This is a genomic window from Pseudofrankia coriaricola (assembly GCF_032027725.1).
Lineage (GTDB): Bacteria > Actinomycetota > Actinomycetes > Frankiales > Frankiaceae > Pseudofrankia.
The window spans coordinates 1-16,692 of record NZ_JASNFO010000055.1; the positions used below are offsets into that span (position 1 = coordinate 1).

General features: G+C 72.6%; 13 protein-coding genes and 1 pseudogene. 5 read left to right on the forward strand and 9 right to left on the reverse strand.

The features are described from left to right. A pseudogene (locus QOZ89_RS27750) lies at nt 1-424 on the reverse strand (ferritin-like domain-containing protein); the annotation flags it as partial. Between the two features lie 598 nt (nt 425-1,022). Here QOZ89_RS27750 and QOZ89_RS27755 point away from each other — a divergent pair. Next, the gene (locus QOZ89_RS27755) at nt 1,023-2,063 is read left to right on the forward strand and encodes a thioesterase family protein (protein ID WP_312626300.1); all 1,041 of its coding nucleotides are present in this window, start codon (nt 1,023-1,025) and stop codon (nt 2,061-2,063) included. A 52-nt stretch (nt 2,064-2,115) separates the two neighbouring features. Here QOZ89_RS27755 and QOZ89_RS27760 read toward each other — a convergent pair whose 3' ends face one another. The 4 genes from QOZ89_RS27760 to QOZ89_RS27775 form a co-directional block, all read right to left on the reverse strand. Next, the gene (locus QOZ89_RS27760; protein ID WP_083418729.1) at nt 2,116-3,573 is read right to left on the reverse strand and encodes a VWA domain-containing protein; all 1,458 of its coding nucleotides are present in this window, start codon (nt 3,571-3,573) and stop codon (nt 2,116-2,118) included. Between the two features lie 37 nt (nt 3,574-3,610). Then, complete coding sequence (locus QOZ89_RS27765) at nt 3,611-5,152, reverse strand: TIGR02679 family protein (RefSeq protein WP_312626305.1); 1,542 nt, start codon at nt 5,150-5,152, stop codon at nt 3,611-3,613. A gap of 113 nt (nt 5,153-5,265) precedes the next feature. Then, the gene (locus QOZ89_RS27770; protein WP_071049229.1) at nt 5,266-6,387 is read right to left on the reverse strand and encodes a CapA family protein; all 1,122 of its coding nucleotides are present in this window, start codon (nt 6,385-6,387) and stop codon (nt 5,266-5,268) included. A 472-nt stretch (nt 6,388-6,859) separates the two neighbouring features. Next, complete coding sequence (locus tag QOZ89_RS27775) at nt 6,860-8,008, reverse strand: thiolase family protein (RefSeq protein WP_312626307.1); 1,149 nt, start codon at nt 8,006-8,008, stop codon at nt 6,860-6,862. 329 nt (nt 8,009-8,337) lie between these two features. On the opposite strand from QOZ89_RS27775, the gene QOZ89_RS27780 reads away from it, so the two are divergent. Together QOZ89_RS27780 and QOZ89_RS27785 are read left to right on the forward strand one after the other, a co-directional pair. After that, nucleotides 8,338-9,141 (forward strand): LLM class flavin-dependent oxidoreductase, encoded by an 804-nt coding sequence (locus tag QOZ89_RS27780; protein ID WP_071049232.1) that lies wholly within the window; start codon nt 8,338-8,340, stop codon nt 9,139-9,141. 484 nt (nt 9,142-9,625) lie between these two features. Then, on the forward strand, nt 9,626-10,069 hold the full coding sequence (locus QOZ89_RS27785) for an SsgA family sporulation/cell division regulator (RefSeq protein ID WP_071049233.1): 444 nt from the start codon (nt 9,626-9,628) through the stop codon (nt 10,067-10,069). An 81-nt stretch (nt 10,070-10,150) separates the two neighbouring features. Here QOZ89_RS27785 and QOZ89_RS27790 read toward each other — a convergent pair whose 3' ends face one another. Continuing rightward, nucleotides 10,151-10,501, reverse strand: a complete 351-nt coding sequence (locus QOZ89_RS27790; RefSeq protein ID WP_312626314.1) for an NAD(P)(+) transhydrogenase (Re/Si-specific) subunit beta — start codon at nt 10,499-10,501, stop codon at nt 10,151-10,153. A 242-nt stretch (nt 10,502-10,743) separates the two neighbouring features. On the opposite strand from QOZ89_RS27790, the gene add reads away from it, so the two are divergent. Then, complete coding sequence (gene add, locus QOZ89_RS27795; protein WP_071049235.1) at nt 10,744-11,778, forward strand: adenosine deaminase; 1,035 nt, start codon at nt 10,744-10,746, stop codon at nt 11,776-11,778. A gap of 1,408 nt (nt 11,779-13,186) precedes the next feature. After that, nucleotides 13,187-13,921: an SAM-dependent methyltransferase gene (locus tag QOZ89_RS27800; protein ID WP_312626315.1), complete on the forward strand. Its 735-nt coding sequence runs from the start codon at nt 13,187-13,189 to the stop codon at nt 13,919-13,921. Between the two features lie 76 nt (nt 13,922-13,997). Here the strand turns inward: QOZ89_RS27800 and QOZ89_RS27805 are convergent, their stop codons facing one another. The 3 genes from QOZ89_RS27805 to QOZ89_RS27815 all read right to left on the reverse strand — a co-directional run bounded on the left by QOZ89_RS27805 (nt 13,998) and on the right by QOZ89_RS27815 (nt 16,647). After that, a complete protein-coding gene (locus tag QOZ89_RS27805; RefSeq protein ID WP_071049236.1) occupies nt 13,998-14,768 on the reverse strand; it encodes an SDR family NAD(P)-dependent oxidoreductase in 771 nt (256 codons plus the stop codon). A 177-nt stretch (nt 14,769-14,945) separates the two neighbouring features. Beyond that, complete coding sequence (locus QOZ89_RS27810; RefSeq protein WP_312626319.1) at nt 14,946-15,371, reverse strand: VOC family protein; 426 nt, start codon at nt 15,369-15,371, stop codon at nt 14,946-14,948. Between the two features lie 334 nt (nt 15,372-15,705). Beyond that, nucleotides 15,706-16,647, reverse strand: coding sequence for an SDR family NAD(P)-dependent oxidoreductase (locus QOZ89_RS27815; protein ID WP_071047761.1), 942 nt, complete (start codon nt 16,645-16,647; stop codon nt 15,706-15,708). Between the last annotated feature and the right edge of the window lie 45 nt (nt 16,648-16,692).

A 16,692-nucleotide genomic window follows, 5' to 3' on the forward strand; every position in this document is an offset into this window, starting at 1 on the left:
GCAGAACCGGTTCGTCGACCCAGGCGGCGACGGACCGGTAGACGTGGTTGACCGTCAGCTCGGAGATGATGTTGGTCGCCAGGGTGGCGCTCGGCGTGGTGCCCGGCGCGTACGGCGCGCGCATCGCCTGGACCGGGGCGGTGGGCATCGTCACACCGACGGCGTTCAGCCAGGTCCGGAAAGCGAAATGATGCTGGAGCTCCTCGTAGCCCCAGACCGCGACGAACGCCGAGAAGTCGTAGTCGTCGAACTCGTTGAGGAAGCCGTGCTGGGCCGCGATCGAGTTCGCCTCACCCATCACGGCACTCTTGACCATGGTCATGTACTCGGGCCGCACCAGATCCTGGTCGATCTCGTCGAACGGGAGCTCGTCGAGCGTCCAACGCTTGCGTTCGTAGTGCCGGAAGACGTCGTAGCCATGCATCGGGCTCAACCTCCGTCGGGGTTGGTCACTCATCCGCCCGCCGGCGCGGCCAGCCCGGCGCCCGGCCCATCGCCGTCCGCCGCTCCGTCTCCCCGGCACGCGGCCGTCACGGTGTCGAGCGCGGGACGACGACGGCCCAGCCGACACGGCGCGGACGGCACCGGACGGCCGCGCCGCCGCACCCAAGACTGACAATCCGGCATCGACCGGTCAACGAAGAGCACATCTCTTCTATCGATCGATCGTGGACAACAATGAGCCGCCCCGGCCACCAGCGCTTTTCTCCAGGAAATGGCCGGTGAACTTCCCCGAGTTCACCCGATATTACGGTCGGCGGCACTGGCCGGTCGGGGCAGGTTTGGTCCCTGTTCGCCGGCGTTCGCCGTGCCGTGGCGTTCCGCGATTGCCGGCCAGGGGCACCGATATTCTGTTGGCATTTGGTATATCGACCAACCGGAAACCCGGACCAGATGTCGCCTCGACGGGCCGCGCGCTGGTGGCGCGGACGCCGTCGGTCGGGGTGGCCGGGCCGACCGGCGCACCGCCCCGGGTCGTGAGCGGACGAGGCCGGCGTCCACCGTTCAGGGAGGGTGCACTCGTGGAGCAGATCGGCGCAGCGGACCGTGACGGCCTGGTCCACCAGGCGGCCGGGACCGCCCAGCGAGACGACGACGGAAGCGGCGATGGCGCCTTCTTCGTCCCCGACACCACCGTTTTCGACACCGCCATTTCCGAGACCGCCGTTTCCGGCACCGCTGTCCCGCCCGCCGTCGGGCAGACGCCGCCAGGCCTCACGCCTGAGCCGACGCCGACGCCGACGCGGCCGCCGATCGCCGCCGCGGCTGGCGGCACACCGCTGCGCGCGACGTCGTCCAGCGAAGGCCCGTGGGCGCCCGGCCTGCAGCACGGCGGCGTGGTCAGCGCGGTGCTCACCCGGTCGCTTGAGCAGACCGCCGAGGCGGCTGGCCTCACCGGCGGGCACCTCGCCCGGATCGCGGTGGAGTTCCTGCGCCCGGCGCCGGTCGGGCCGGTCTCGATCACGGCCGAGGTGGTCCGCCCCGGCCGCCAGGTCGCGCTGCTGCGCGCCGAGCTACGCACGGGCCCGGATCCGGCGTCCCGGGTGCTCGCCGTCGCGACGGCCTGGTGGCGGCGCCGGTCGCCCGGCCTGGTCCCCGACATCGCCCACACCGAGGCGCCCACGCTGCCCGACCCGGACACGCTGCCCACCGAGGTGCCCGACAGCGACCTCACGCGCTACCTGGACCGCGGCTACATCGCCGCCACCGAGTGGCGCTACGCCGGCGGACGGCTCGAGGAGCCCGGCTCGTCCACCGCGTGGGTCCGACCCCGCGTCCCCCTCGTACACGGCGAGCCGATCAGCCCGGCCCAGCTGCTGATGCTGGTCGCCGACGCCGCCAGCGGCGTCAGCGCCGTGCTTGACTTCCGCACCCACCTGTTCACCAACGTCGACCTCGTCGTCAGCGCGCTGCGGCCGATCGAGGGCGACTGGGTGAGCCTGCACGCCACGACCGCCATCGACGGCGCCGGCGGCGGCACCACGACCACCATGCTCGGCGACCGGCGCGGCCCGGTCGCCTTCGCCCTGCACACCCTCTTCGTCGCACCCCTCGTCGGCTGACGGCAAGCGGTCAGCGGTCAGCGGTCAGCGGTCAGCGGTCAGCGGTCAGCGGTCAGCGGAGGATGCCAGCGGCGCGGGCGGCGGAGAGCCAGATGGGGAACTCGGCGAGGAGCTGGTCGTAGAGCTCGCCGGCGGACAGGTCGCCCGGGGCGCGGCCGGTGGCGAGGAAGCCGGCGTTGTCGACCAGCCGGCCCTCCATGGTGTCCAGGCCCTGCAGGAACTTCAGATGACGGCCCTTTCCGAAGCCGACGAACTGCCAGAAGATCGGCAGGTTGCTGCTCCGCCGGATCAGGTCACGCGCCGGGCGCTTGTCGAACGGCGCGCCGTCGGTCTGGAACACGACGAACGCCGGGTAGGCGCCGCCGGTCGCCCGGTGGTGGTCGATAACCGCCATCATCGCCGGGAGGTAGTTGGTGCCGCCCCAGGAAAGCTTCGCCTGCAGCGCCTGGATCCTGCCGTGGTAGTTGTCCAGGCCGATCTCGTCGATGAGGCTGACCTTGTCGGAGAAGAACACCAGCGGCACGACGCCGTCGTCGTCGAGGTTCGCGGACAGGCCGAGCACCTGCTCCGCGAAGTGCTGCATCGTCCCGGTCCGGTAGTGGCCGGACATGCTGGCCGAGTGGTCCAGGACCAGGTAGACGGCGGCGCGCAGCCCGGCCGCGCCCTGCTTGCGCAGGCTGACCCCGGCCGCCTTGTAGAGGTCGACCAGGCCCGGCGCGGTTCGCGAGACCTTCTCGAGGCTGATGGCGGGCGCACCCGCCGGCACGGTGCCGCCAGGAGCACTCCCCGGCGCGGGCTGCCACCCACCCGGAGCCGGCGGTCCCCAGGCCGGTGACGGCTGCACGGGTGCCGGCTGCACGGGCTGTCCCGTCGGCGCGGGCCATGGCGTCGGCGCGGGCCATGCCGCCGGGGCGGACGGTGCGAACGGGGTGGCGGGCGTACCCGGCGGACCGGGAGGCGGCGGCGTGGCGCCACCGGCCGCCCGGGTGGCCGGCGCGGTGGGTGTGCCGGGGTCGTCCACGACGACCCCGAAGTCGGCCGCCAGACCCGCGAGCCCCGTCGCGTACCCCTGTCCGATGGCCCGGACCTTCCAGCCGCCGTCGCGCCGGTAGAACTCCGCCAGGAGCACGACGGTCTCCCCATGCGTGAGCGGCGCCGGGGTGAACTGGAAGCGGCGCCCGCCGTCGTCGACGTCGACCCAGGGCGTGGTGGCGCCGTCGAACACCACGCCGGGCCGCGCCGCGTCGACGCTCGCGGCGACCACCACCTTGGCGACGTCGGCCGGAACACGCGGAAGGTCGACCGTCACGCACGCCCCGTCGAGCCGCACACCGCCGTACGCCGGATGGTTGAAGAAGACCAGGTCGTCGTCGCCGCGGACCTTGCCCGTGGTCGTCAGCAGGACCGCGGACACGTCGATGGACCCGCCGGCGGCCGCGACCGCCGCCCTGACCTGGCCTCCGGCCAGCGGTCCGTTCGCGCCGGGCGTCAGGCGGGTCACGGCGTTCATGACGGCGGCTCCCCATCACTCGACGATGCGCGAAGTCTTAGGATCGCCGCCGCGCGGCCAGGTCGGCAAGGAGTGTGGGCAGGACGAGCTCCTCGTCGACGCGGATGCCGTGGCGTTCGAGGGCGGGGCGCAGGGCCGGGTCCCAGGCGGCGTCGACGGGGCGGCCGGTGAGCGGGCCGCCGGCGAGCGGGCCGCCGGTCGCGGTCGCCAGGGCCGCGGCGTAGGCCTCGGCGTCGTAGCGCCACGGACGCCAGCCGACGCGGTCACGCAGTGCCCCCGCAATGCGCAGGCCGCCCCAGTCGAAGTCGCCGTGGTAGGCGAGGCTCGCGCCCTGGGCGGCGAGCAGCTCGAGCAGGCCGAGGACGGCGGCCGACGGCTGGCCGCCCGCGCAGACCAGCGGCGGGGTGCCCAGGCCGAGCTCGTCGGCGGCGCTGGCCAGCACGATCGGGTTCTCGCAGACGAAGACGAGGCCGGCACCGACGCCCAGGTCTGCCCGCTCGCCGCCCCGGCCGGTGACCTGGCGCAGCGTCAGCACGCACGGCTCCGCCGCCTCGTGGGCGGCGGCGAGCACCCGGCCCGCCGCCGTGGCCGCGCCGCCGGGCAGACCCAGGCAGAGCACGGTCGACGACAGCTCGTCCAGATGGACCCCGACCGCGGCCCAGGCGGCACGCCGCCCGGCCGCCGACGCGTCGCCGGTCAGCGCGGACCCGGCGAGCACCCGGGCGGCGGCGAGTGCCAGCGTCGCGAGCGGCCGGCCGTCGTCGAGCGCGTGCGCGTCGCCCGCGGCCCGCATCGCCAGCCGGTCCAGCGCCATCCCGCCGGCTGGGAGCGCGTCGAGCACCGCCACCAGCGGCTCGACCAGCGCGGTCGCCGTCCCCGGGTCGCCGGCGAGCCGGCGTAGCGTCCCCGTGCCGTCCAGCCAGGTGAGCCACGGTGAAAGCTCCGGCCGCCGCCCGGCGAGCATGTCCAGCGGTGCCCGGGCGGCGGCCCACGCGGCGGGCGCGGCGGCGGGCGCCGCGGCCCCGGCCCGGGCCGGCCCCGTCAGCAGCACGACCGCCGCCGCGAGCCCGTCGGGCGCGGCGCCGCTGGCCCGCAGGATCCGGTCGACCTCGTCCAGCGGAACCGACAGCGAGTAGCCCCGCCCGGCGCGCCGCCCGAGCAGCCGCTCGGCGGCGCGGCGCTGCTCGTGGCTCGCCTTCGGCAGCGTGACGACGCCGGTCAGCGGCTGCCCCTGCGCCATCCGCCGCCGAGCCCGATCCACCAGCCACGCCAGCTGCTCTCCGCCCAGCAGCCGCCGCAGCCGTTCGACGTCCCCGTCCGACCTCCCCCGCACCGACGACGCGCCGACGGAGACAGCCGACGTGTCCGGGGAAGTCGACGGGCCCGGGAGAGTCGACGGGCCCGGGAGAGCCGACGGGTCCGGGAGAGCCGACGGGTCCGGAGAAGCCGACGACGAGGCCCCGGGCGCGGGCCCGGCGGCCGCGGTCGGGTCCGTCTGGGCGCCGGGCGTGCGCGCGGCGCCACCCACGCGGGCGTCGCGGGGTGGTGCGCCGGCCGGTCTGTCCCCCTGGTGGCTCATCACCCACGATGGTGGCACCCCAGCGCCTCGCGGTGACGCGGGCGGGTCCCCGACCGCCCGGAGGTGTCCGCCGCCGCCGGACCCACTGACCCGCGGCCAGCCCGTCCCTCGCATCATCGCGACGCTCGGCGCAGTGACAGCAGGCCGTCGGGGTCGAGGTCGAAGCCGGCGCCGAACCGGCGGCTGATCCGGTCGAGCGTTCCGCGCAGCCACGCGGCGTCCCTGGTGGCCGCGCGGCGCAGCCGCATCCGCCAGGCATGCAGCGGCATCACCCGCAGGGCGGCCAGCCGGCCGGTGTCCGGCTCGACCGAGGCGAGGTAGGCGGGCCGCAGGTCGTCACGGTAGCTCTCGTAGCCGGGTATGCCCTCGTAGTCGTCGATGAAGTCGCCGCAGCCGTAGAGGATCAGCCGGTCCCGGTACACCTCGACGGGGCGTGGATGGTGCGACGAGTGCCCGTGCACGAGGTCGACGCCGCCGTCGACCAGCCGATGCGCGAACCGGACCTCGTCGTCGTCGACGCCGTACCCCCAGTTGGCTCCCCAGTGGATCGACGCGATCGCCACGTCCCCCGGCTGCCTGCCCCGCCGCGCGCGGGCGGCGACGTCGTCGGCCGCCGCGTCCGACAGCTCCGGGACGACGTCGACACCTGGCCGGTCGCCGACCGCGGCCCACGTCGGCGGGATGCCGCTGGACGGGACGCCGAACGCGAGCACCAGCAGGCGCGACCCGTCATCCAGGGGGACGGCGGCCGGCTGGCGCGCCTCGTCCGCGTTCCGCCCGGCGCCCGCCGTCCGTAGCCCTGCGCTGGCCAGCACGTCGAGCGTCTCGACGAGGCCGGCCCGCCCGAAGTCCAGCACATGGTTGTTCGCCAGCGCGCACACGTCGGGCCGGGCCGCGGCCAGGCACGGAAGGTTGCCCGGACTCATCCGGTAGTGCACCGCTTTCCCCGGAGCAAAGTCGTCGGACCGGGTAACGCTCGTCTCCAGGTTCACCAGCCGGGCGTCGACCCCGGCATCGTCCAAGGCGGGCAATGCCTGTCCCCACGGCCACGAGAAGTCAACCGGATACCCGATCCACCCGCTCGCCGCCTCAGCCAGGTCGACGTAGGCCAGAGCATCCCGGGTGAACCCTTCGCGCAACGCCGGATCCCCAGGATGCGGCAGGATCTGATCAATCCCCCGCCCCAGCATCACGTCGCCGCACAGGAACACCGTCACGAGGCCCGAGTCGTCCATCGTGCATCACCCCCTCGGCCCGCACTCTCTCGGCCCGCACCCCCTCGGCCCGCGCGTCGTCCTCCTCCCGGGCCCCGTCACGATCAGCAACCAGCTCCGGGCGGCGCGGCGGAGCGCGACCGTGATCTGGTGGGACTATCTGGCCCAGGGCGCCGAAGATTCCACCAGATCAAGAGGCCTGAGCGGACAGAGCGCCCGGCCCGGGGCCGGCCGGTGACTTCGAGTAGCTCCGAAGCCTGGGCGCCCCAGCCGACGCGCGGCGCTCCCGCCGCCACGCCCCGCTCACGACCAGCCTCCGGCCCGAGAGCGGCACACGGACGCACGGGCACACGGGTGCCCCACCTCCACCGTCTCCCTGCCCGACATGCCCCGCCCGAACACCCCGCGGGCAACAGGGCGCGGGGGATGCGTCAGCGGCCGGGCGCTCGCTGGTCACCCAGGCAGGCTGCCTCCACGCTGAGTGGCCCTCTGATCAGGCGTCGACGAGCTCCACGAGGGTCGCGTTGGCGGTGCCGCCGCCCTCGCACATGGTCTGCAGGCCGTAGCGCAGGCCATTGTCGCGCAGGTGGTTGACGAGGCGGGTCATCAGGATCGCGCCGGAGGCGCCGAGCGGGTGGCCGACGGCGATCGCGCCGCCGACCGGGTTCATCCGCTTCGAGTCGGCGCCGGTCTCGGCGAGCCAGGCGAGCGGCACGGCGGCGAACGCCTCGTTGACCTCGAACGCGCCGATATCGTCGATCGACAGGCTGGTCCTGGCCAGCAGCTTCTGGGTGGCCGGGATGGGCCCGGTCAGGACCATCACCGGGTCGGCGCCGACGACCGTGCCGGCGACGTAGCGGGCGATCGGGGTGAGACCCAGCTCGCGGGCCTTCTCCGGGGTGGTGATCAGGATGGCGGCGGCGCCGTCGGAGATCTGGGACGAGCTGCCGGCGTGGTGCAGGCCGTCCTCGCCCGCGACGGCCTTGAGCCCGGCCAGCGTGTCGGCGGTGGTGCCGCGGCGCAGGCCCTGGTCGACGGTGACCGGGCCGGCCTCGGTCGGCACGGCCACGATCTGCGTGTCGAAGGCGCCCGCGTCGATCGCGGCGGCGGCACGCTCGTGGCTCTGCGCGGAGAAGTCGTCGAGCTGGCGGCGGCCGAAGCCCCACCTGCGGGCGATCAGCTCGGCGCCGGTGAGCTGGTTGAAGTCGGAACCGTCGTAGCGGTTGCGGGCCGTGGCGCCGTAGGGCTCGCCGGACTGCCGGGAGGCGCCGAGCGGGATGCGGCTCATGCTCTCGATGCCGCCGGCGACGACGACCTCCTGCTGGCCGGACAGCACGGCCATCGCGGCGTAGTCGACCGCCTGCTGGCTCGACCCACAGGCCCGGTTGATCGTGACGGCGGGCACGGACTCCGGCCAGCCGGCGGCGAGCACGGCGAACCGGCCGACGTTGCTGGACTGGTCGCCGAGCTGCCCGACGCAGCCCCAGTGGACGTCGTCGACGACCGCCGGGTCGATCCCCGTCCGGGCGGCCAGCTCCCTGAGCACGAGCGCGGACAGGTCCACCGGGTGCACCCCGGCAAGCGCCCCGTTCCGCTTGCCGATCGGCGTACGCACCGCTTCGACGATCACCGCTTCCGGCACTGCTGTTCCCCTTCCCGACGCCCACATCCCACGACCGCGCACCGCGCCGGCGCCTGAGCCGCGAGGCTTCAGGCACCGGCACCCGGCCGGCCACGGTCCTGGCTGCCCAGGCCCCGTGACGGCGCAGGCGGCCCTTGCGGCCCGGCCGGCCAGCCAGCGCCCGAAATCCGCTTCTCGCCAGACGATAGGACGGTTTCCACTGCGAGGCCGGCACATGTGCCGCACTGAACGTCGTACGCCGGCCACCCGCGAGGCAACCGATGGCTTCCCACCAAGCCCCGTCGGTGCCTCCCCGCCAAGACCCGCCGGCCGCGGGCTACGGTCGGGGCGTGCACCTTGGGGTCTCTCCGTACGGTTCGGACCGCGACGAGACCGTCGCGTTCACGGACACGGCGGTCGCCGGTGGGATCGACACGCTCTGGCTCGGCGACGGGATGTTCCGCCGACCGGACTTCTCCGGCTGGCGGGGCGGACTGGAGTCGATGGTCGAGCTCGCCTGGTTCGCCGGCCGGCACCCGGGCACGCGGATCGGGATCACGGCCGCGGTGCTGCCGGTGCGGGACATGGACTGGCTGACGCGCCAGGCGACGACCCTCGACCAGCTCACCGAGGGCCGGTTCGTGCTCGCGGTCGCCGCCGGCTTCTGGGACGACGAGCTGGCCTACCGGGGTGTGGCGCCGGCCGAGCGCGGCCGGCGTTTCCGCGCCTGCCTGGACGAGCTGCGCACCGGCCTGACCGGTGACGTCCTCTCGCCCGAGCCGTTCACCCCGGGCGGGCCGCCGATCTGGCTCGCCGGCGCCGACGCGACGATGCGCCTGGCCGCGCGTCTCAGCCTGCCCTACCAGGCCTCACGGGCGCTACCGGACGAGTTTGCCCCGCTCGCCGCCCGCTGGCGCGACCTCGGCGGCGGCCTGCTCGCCCACCGGATCTACGTCGAGGCCGGGACCGCGGTTCCCGACGGCGTCCAGGTCGCCCGTCACGTCCTCGCCGGCTCGGCCGGCCAGCTCCTCGACGGCCTGTCCCGCTACCGCGAGCTGGGCGTGGGTGACCTGTCGATGGTCCTCGGCCACGACGACCTCACCGCCCGCCGCACTCTCGACATCCTCCTCGCGGACGTCCTCCCAGGTCTCTGACGGCCGGCCCAGAACCCGTCAACCTGTGGAGACCGAATCTCGCGAGAACCACTGAGCCGGCCATGACGAAGGTCACCGGGCGGGGCCCTGGCCAGTACGGCCAGAGCGACATCAGCGGGGCGTACACGTTCGGCAAGTTCCTGGCCTATGACGCCGCGGTCGCGAAGGCCGGTCCGAGGCCGGCGCGCGCGCCATCGTCGACCAGATGGAATCGGCCGGCCACCGCTTCTGCGAGGAGCTGCGCCGCCGCGGGGTGTTCGCCGTACCGCCGTCCGTGTCGCCAGCGGACGGCACGGACGGCACGGACGGCACCTGATGGTCTGGCACCGCCCGAAGGTGCCCGTGGTCGCCGCCTACTTCCCGCCCACGCAGGTTCATAGGAAAATCGGTCCGACGCGCCGCGACTTCTGATACCTGCCTATTTTCGCGCCGGCGCGCCATGATATCGATAACGTCCGTACTCGCCCGGCAAGGGGAGGCCACGGTGAGCAGAGCCGAGCCAACCATCACCGTCCCGTTCGATGCCCGGCTGCTGGACGACGGAGGTAAGTTCCCCGCCGAGCTGGCCTACCGGCCCGGCGACCCGTTCGCCGTCGTCATCCGCTTTGACGTCGGCAGCGGGGCCCTGGTCGAATGGGTTTTCGCCCGTGAGCTGCTCGAGGACGGCCTACGCCGCCCCGCCGGCATCGCCGACGTGCGGATAGCCCCGATCACCCACGCCGGTGAGTCCGTCGTCGAGTTGTGGCTGACAAGTCCTGGGGGCCACGCCCGGATCGGCCTGCCGCGCTGGGCGGTTCGCACCTTCCTACGCCGCGTCGCCACCTCGGTGCCCTCGGGCACCGAATCAGGCCGCATCGACTGGGACCTGGAACTCTCCCTCCTCTCCGAGGGAGGCCTCACCGGCGATGGTCCCAGCATGACCACCTGAGCTGAGCGGACGCCCTCCTCAGCATGGTCAGTGCTTGTTCGTGGACCGCCCGGCCGCACAACACCGGATTCGGTCATTCGGTCAGTGGACGAGGGCCTTGGTGGCGGAGGTGAGGGCGGCGAGGCCAGCTTTTGCGTCCGCGAAGAGCATGCCGGTCTTCGGGCCGGTGTAGAGCTCGTTGTCGATGCCGGCGTAGCCGTGGCCCATCGAGCGTTTTACGACGACGACGCTGCGGGCCTTGTCGACATCGAGGATCGGCATACCGGAAACGGGATTGCCCGGGCGGCGGGCGGCCGGGTTCGTCACGTCGTTCGCCCCGACGACCAGAGCGACGTCGGTACGCGCGAGTTCGGCATTCGCCTCGTCCAGCTCCAGCATCAGCGGGTACGGGACGTGCGCCTCGGCGAGCAGCACGTTCATATGCCCCGGCATCCGGCCGGCGACGGCGGATTTCCTCTCAGCCCCAGCTGACCCCGTGGGTGAACGCCCTCGGCGAGGCTCCGCCTCGCCCGCGGCCGTGACCTGGGCGTTTCCCGGTGGAAACCGGCGAGGCGGGCTCGGCTCCTAAGGTGGGCGGGCGGCCGAGCGCGGGCCGGCCCCAGCTCGGCCAGGCCGGCCAGCAGGCGGACGGGGGCGGACGGTGAGGCGTTGACGGTGTGGGAGGCGAGCACGCGATGGACTACCCCGAGTACCTGCGGTCGGTGCCGAAGGTGGAGCTGCACTGCCACTTCGAGGGCACGGTGCGGGCGGCGACGTTCGCCGACCTGGCCCGCAAGCACGATGTCACGCTGCCCACGGACGAGGTGGCGCGGCTCTACGACTACGACACCATCTACGAGTTCCTGAAGATCTTCGGAATGGTGTCCTCGACGCTGATCGACCGCGCGGACTTCGCGCGCTGCGCCTACGAGTCGCTCGAGGACGGCGTGAAGCTCGGCAACCTGCGCTACCGGGAGATGTTCTTCAACCCGACCCTGCACACCCGGCGCGGGGTTCCGATGGCGACCGTCATCGGCGGTCTGGTCGACGGCATCCGGGCGGCCGAGACCGATTTCGGGGTGCGCTGCAGGCTCATCGCCGACGTCTACCGGCAGGACCCGCCCGAGATGGCCAGGCAGATGGTCGAGGAGGTGCTGGCGAACCGGGTGGACGAGCTGATCGGGCTCGGGATGGACGGCGCCGAGGCCCCCGACCCGCCGGAGAAGTTCGCCCTGGCCTACCGGGCTGCGAAGGCCGGTGGCCTGCGCCTGACCAGCCACGCGAGCGAGGACGCGCCGCCCGTCAACATCACCACCTGCCTGGACGTGCTCGGCTGCGAGCGGATCGACCACGGCTACCACATCATGTCCGACGACGCGGTCCTGCGCCGATGCCGGGACGAGGGCATCTACTTCACCTGCTGCCCGACCTCGACCGCGGTCGTCTACGGCTGGCCGGACCTGACCGCCCACCCGATCAGGGACATGGTGGCGGCCGGCCTGAACGTGATGCTCAATTCCGACGACCCGACGATGTTCCACACCGACATCGGCCGCGAGTACGTCGAGCTGTGCACCGCCCTCGACTACGGCCAGGAAACCGTGCGCGCCCTCGTCCTGAACGGCGTCGACGCCACCTGGCTCGACGGCACCGACAAGACCGCGCTGCGCGCCGCCTTCACCGCCGAGCTCGACGCCCTCGACACCCGCCTGGTGGCCGGCACCACCTGACCAGCTCACATTTCGATTCCCACAGCCATGGCCTCACGCGGCTACGTCCCGTCTCGCGCGGGCGGGACGGGACGGGACGTAGCCGTTTCGCATGGATCTGACCGCGTCGCTCCGGCAACCCGTCACCCGTCATCGGGATGACGGTGCTTCCCCCTTGCCCGCCCTGAACCTTGGCGGGCCGGCGTGGGTATGCACACGGCTGAACGGGCCGTTGGCGCCCGGCAAAACTCCGCCTGGACCGATCCCCTGGGTTCCGACCGACCGCCCACCGACCGCATCCTCGCCGCCAGGCCGTCCCGACCACCAAGCGTGTCATCTCAGCCCGCCCATGGACTTGCTCTTCCGACACAGTCCGACCACACACCCCGCCACTGTGTTGGATGAGCCTGCGTATAGGCCTGCTCATCCGACGCGCTTCGCACTTGGGTGCCCCCCACGCCAGCCACACCCACCAACCAGTGGCCCAACCGGTCACATTTCGCAATCAGCCGATTGCGCCTGGCGTGCGAGACCGCGCGCGCCCGCCTGGCACATTCGGGCCAGATCTCCGAGATGCGATGACGTGCCGCGGCGTGACCGATCGGACCCTCTACGTGGTCCCCACCTCGGAATGGCGGGTGGGTACGGCCACCCCGAAAGCAGATCGCGAACCCGCCGTCCAGACCATGACCTCATGACCCGCGCGGCCGGAAGTATGGCGCGGGAAAAGAACGGGGTGAGAGAAGTCCACCTTACACCGCAAGAACGGTGTTTAGGTGATGCATGGTGCGGGGATCACGCCTTTCGGCGCGTCCACTTCTCCGTGCCATTCTTTTGGTGGCTCCTCTCACCTGTTTTCGTTATACCCGCCTCCGCCCGTCCACACAACCCCCAGGGCGGTCCGAGGTGCCCGCCACCCGCGCCGCGGGCACCGACAGCGCCGTGACCAGTGGTTTTCTCCCGTTCGCCAGGGTCGTCCGGCCCGCCAGACCGGGCCAGAATGGTCCTTTTCGCCACCTTCCAGCGCCCATCTCCGCATTGCCGCTCAACTCCAGGCCGGAGCGTTGGGCGAAGACCGAGTCTCGGCGAGACGGCGACGAATCGGGAACGAGAAGCGCCTGTCCGATGCGGCCAAGATCCGCGACTATACGGCCACGATCGATACTGTCCGCCCCGAGGGACGCCGAGTGCCACGCCCCCTGCCCGTTCGCCCGCTCCGGCAACCCTCGGGTAGGTGCGGGGGGAGACCGCGGCGGCCCGCCGTCGCGAACCTCCTCGGTGGCGCGCCCGGAAGTAACCTTTGTCCGGATTGAGGCGGTGGGCCTGGCATCGCCAGATGATCGGCGACCGGCGACGTGGTCAGACGGCGAAGCGCGTGGCCCAAAAGGAGCGGGCCGCGCCGCGGCCGTCGGAAGGGATCGGGATCAGGATGGACGCGACGCACTGGGACGCGCGATACCGCGCCAGCGAGCTCGTCTGGGGGCTCGCGCCGAACCGGTTCGTCGCCGCGGAGCTGGCCGACCTGCCGCCCGGTCGGGCTCTCGACGTCGCCTGTGGCGAAGGCCGCAACGCCATCTGGCTCGCCAGCCGCGGCTGGCACGCCACAGGCCTGGACTTCTCCGACGCGGCCATCGACCGTGCCCGTCGCCTCGCCACCGAGGCCGGAGTCGCCGAGCGCGCGGCCTTCCTCGTCGCCGACGTCGTCGCGGGTGTCATGGCCGAACCACCAACCACCGCCGCTGGCGCGGCCGCCGCCGGACCGGCCAACGCCAGTGCCGGCGTCGACGCCGGGGCCGGGGCCGGGGCCGGCACCAGCGGGGACGATGGCCTACCGCCGACGGCGGCGTTCGACGCGGTCGTGGTCGCCTACCTGCAACTGCCCGCCGACGCGCGCCGCGCCGCCCTGCGCGCCGCCGCCGGTCGGCTCGCCCCTGGCGGCACCCTACTCGTCGTCGCCCACGACGCCACGAACCTCACCGACGGTGTCGGCGGTCCCCGCGACGCCTCCGTCCTCTACACCCCCGACGGCACCGCCGCGGATCTGGCCGATATTCCTGGCCTCGTCATCGAGAAGGCCGCACGCGTGCCGCGCCCGGTCGAAACCCCGGACGGCGAGGCGACCGCCATCGACACGCTTGTCCGGGCGCGCCTGGCCCCCGCCTGACACGAGGAGCCGGCGAGACACCCCGCCGGGCCACCGGCGGTCGGGCGACGGTGTCCATTACGAGGCCGCCCGGGTGTCAGCCGGCGGTGACGCCGCCGTCGGTGGACAGGATCGCGCCGTGGATGTTGCGGCCGTCGTCGCTGGCGACGAAGGCGAACAACTTGGCGATGTCGTCGGGCTTGGCCATCGGGCGCGGGACCATATAGCGGCCGATCAGGTCGTAGTCGACATCGTCGGGAAAAGTTGTGGCGGCGACCAGCGCCGTCTCGGTGCCGCCGGGCGCGATCGCGTTGACGCGGATCTTCTTCTTGAGGAACTCCATGGCCAGCGCGCGGGTGAGCTGGACGACCGCGCCCTTGGTCATGCAGTACAGGACGGTGTAGGCACCGCCCATCAGGCCCGAGTTCGAGGCGATGTTGACGATGTTGCCCTTGGTCGTCAGCAGATGCGGGATGGCGGCCTGGGCGAGGAAGAAGTAGGCGTCGGTGTTGACCGCGAACATCAGCCGGTACTCGTCCTCGGTCACGTCCGTCACGTGACCGGTGCGCAGGATCCCGGCGACGTTGCCGAGGACATCGAGCCTGCCGAACGCGGCGACCGCGTCCGCGACGGCGGCGCGGCATTCGCCGCTCTCCCGCACGTCGGTGACCCGGGTGACGATCCGGCCGCCCCCTTCCGGTTCCTCCTTGGCCAGCGAATCCAGGCCCGCCGCGTCGATGTCGCAGGCGAACACCGAGGCACCCTCGGCGGCGAGCCGTAGCGTCACCGCGTGGCCAATACCGGACGCGGCGCCGGTGACGAGCGCGACGCGGCCCTCGAACCGGCGCGGCTGGCTCCCCTGAGACATGCGGGCACCTCCCTGACGCGCGGACCATGGCCGCGCCCGACTAGAACCTGTTCCAGTATTCAGCGAACCGGCCTTTGTGCGCACGTATCTCCCGATCCGCGGGGGCCAGATCGCCCGCCGGCACGCGGCAGGACCAGCCGAGCGCGTGCGGGCGGGCCCCGTCGGAGCAGGACGTGGTCAGGCCTCGAGCTTCTTGGGGTCGGGGACGGTGGCGGGGGTGCCCTGGTGGTATTCGATGAGTTCCAGGAGGTAGCCGTCCGGGTCCTTCACGAAGGCAACCGTGACGGGCCACCGGTCGAGCCGGGCCGGCGGGGTGACGGCCTCGCAGCCCGCCGCGACGGCCCTCTCGAACAGCGCGGCGCAGTCGTCGGTGTTCACGTAGAGCTTCCAGATCGCGGTGCCCATGTCGATCGGGCCGGTCTGGCCGAGCTGCTGGGCGAGCTGCATCCGGCTTCCGCCGTGCGGCGACTGGATGACCGCCTCGCGCGCCGTCTCGATCTCGGTGCGGCTGACGACGGGAATGCCGACGACTCCCTCCCAGAACGCCACCGAGCGCTCCAGGTCCGACACGTTGATGCAGTACTGGCCAAGGATCGCTACCACCGACGTCCTCCTGGACTGGGGAATGCGGGTACCGCACGGCCAGGAGGTACCGGCCGGCGGTGGGCGAGTATCGAGGGCGGGGCTGAGACGAGGCGAGGGGTGGCCGCGGACGCAAATGGGCCAGCGCCGCCCCGCCAACGTTCGCCCGTCAGTGATCCTGGGGACAACGGCCGCCGGGTGGGCGAAGGAAGATCATTTTCGCACACCCTTTGGCCCTGTAGCGTGCGGCTGGCGGATCACCACCACCGTGTCGTCGTAGTCGTGAATCGGGCCAGATCGCGACCGCGACAACACGTCCGCGGCGATCATGAAGCAGACCGTTGCGGGCGCGGCGCTAGTCGGGCGGTTGCGACGTCGCCCCCGCTCCCGCCGGGCGGCCGGTCATCAGGTTTGCCTCGAGCAGGTAGGCCGGGTCGGTACGCTCGACCTGGGAGTGGGCGCGGGCAAGGATCTTCGCGTTCTGCGCGTCGCCCGGCACCGTGATCCAGAAGATCTCGTCGCGGATACCTGCCAGGCACAGGTCGGCGACCTCGGACAACGGCGCGAACGTGACCGGCAGGCCGGCCGCCTCCATGCGCTGCAGGAAGGCGCCCAGCGAGTCACGGCCGTCCTTCGGCGGGGCGCCCGGCCGGTCATAGCGGTCGGGCCGGTTCGCGCCGGGGCGCCAGATCCCGGTGTTGAGCAGGCCGGGGGTTGCGGTCGACGGGTACAGCAACGAAGCGCCGACCAGGGCGCCCGCCTCGCGCAGCTGCCCCCACAGGCATTCGGTGATGGTCGTGACCGCGGCCTTCGTCGCCGCGTAGACCGCGCTGTTGATGAGCGGGGTGAAGCCCCCGTTGCCCGAGGTGGTGTTGACGATGTGCCCTTCGACTCCCTGGTCGATCATCAGCTGGGTGAAGGCGCGGATGCCGTTGACGACACCCAGCACGTTGACGTCGAACGACCACCGCCAGTCGTTGACGTGGTGCTCCCAGATCCGTCCCTCCGAGCCCGAGCCGATGCCCGCGTTGTTGCACAGGACGTGCACGGCGCCGTAGGCGCCCAGAGCCGCGTCGCGTAACGCCTCGACGGACTCGAGCGAGGTCACGTCCGTGACGACGCCGGTCACCTCGCAGCCGGCGGCGCGCAGTTCAGCCGTGGTCTTCTCGACGAGGTCGGGCACGACGTCGGCGACGACCGCCTTCATGCCCTCGGCGCAGAACCGTTCGACAAGCGCGCGGCCGATCCCCTGACCAGCGCCCGTCACCACCGCGACCCTGCCGGCGAAGTCCTTCACAGCGCACCCCTCTGCCGTCGCGTTCGCCCGTCATGCCCTACCACC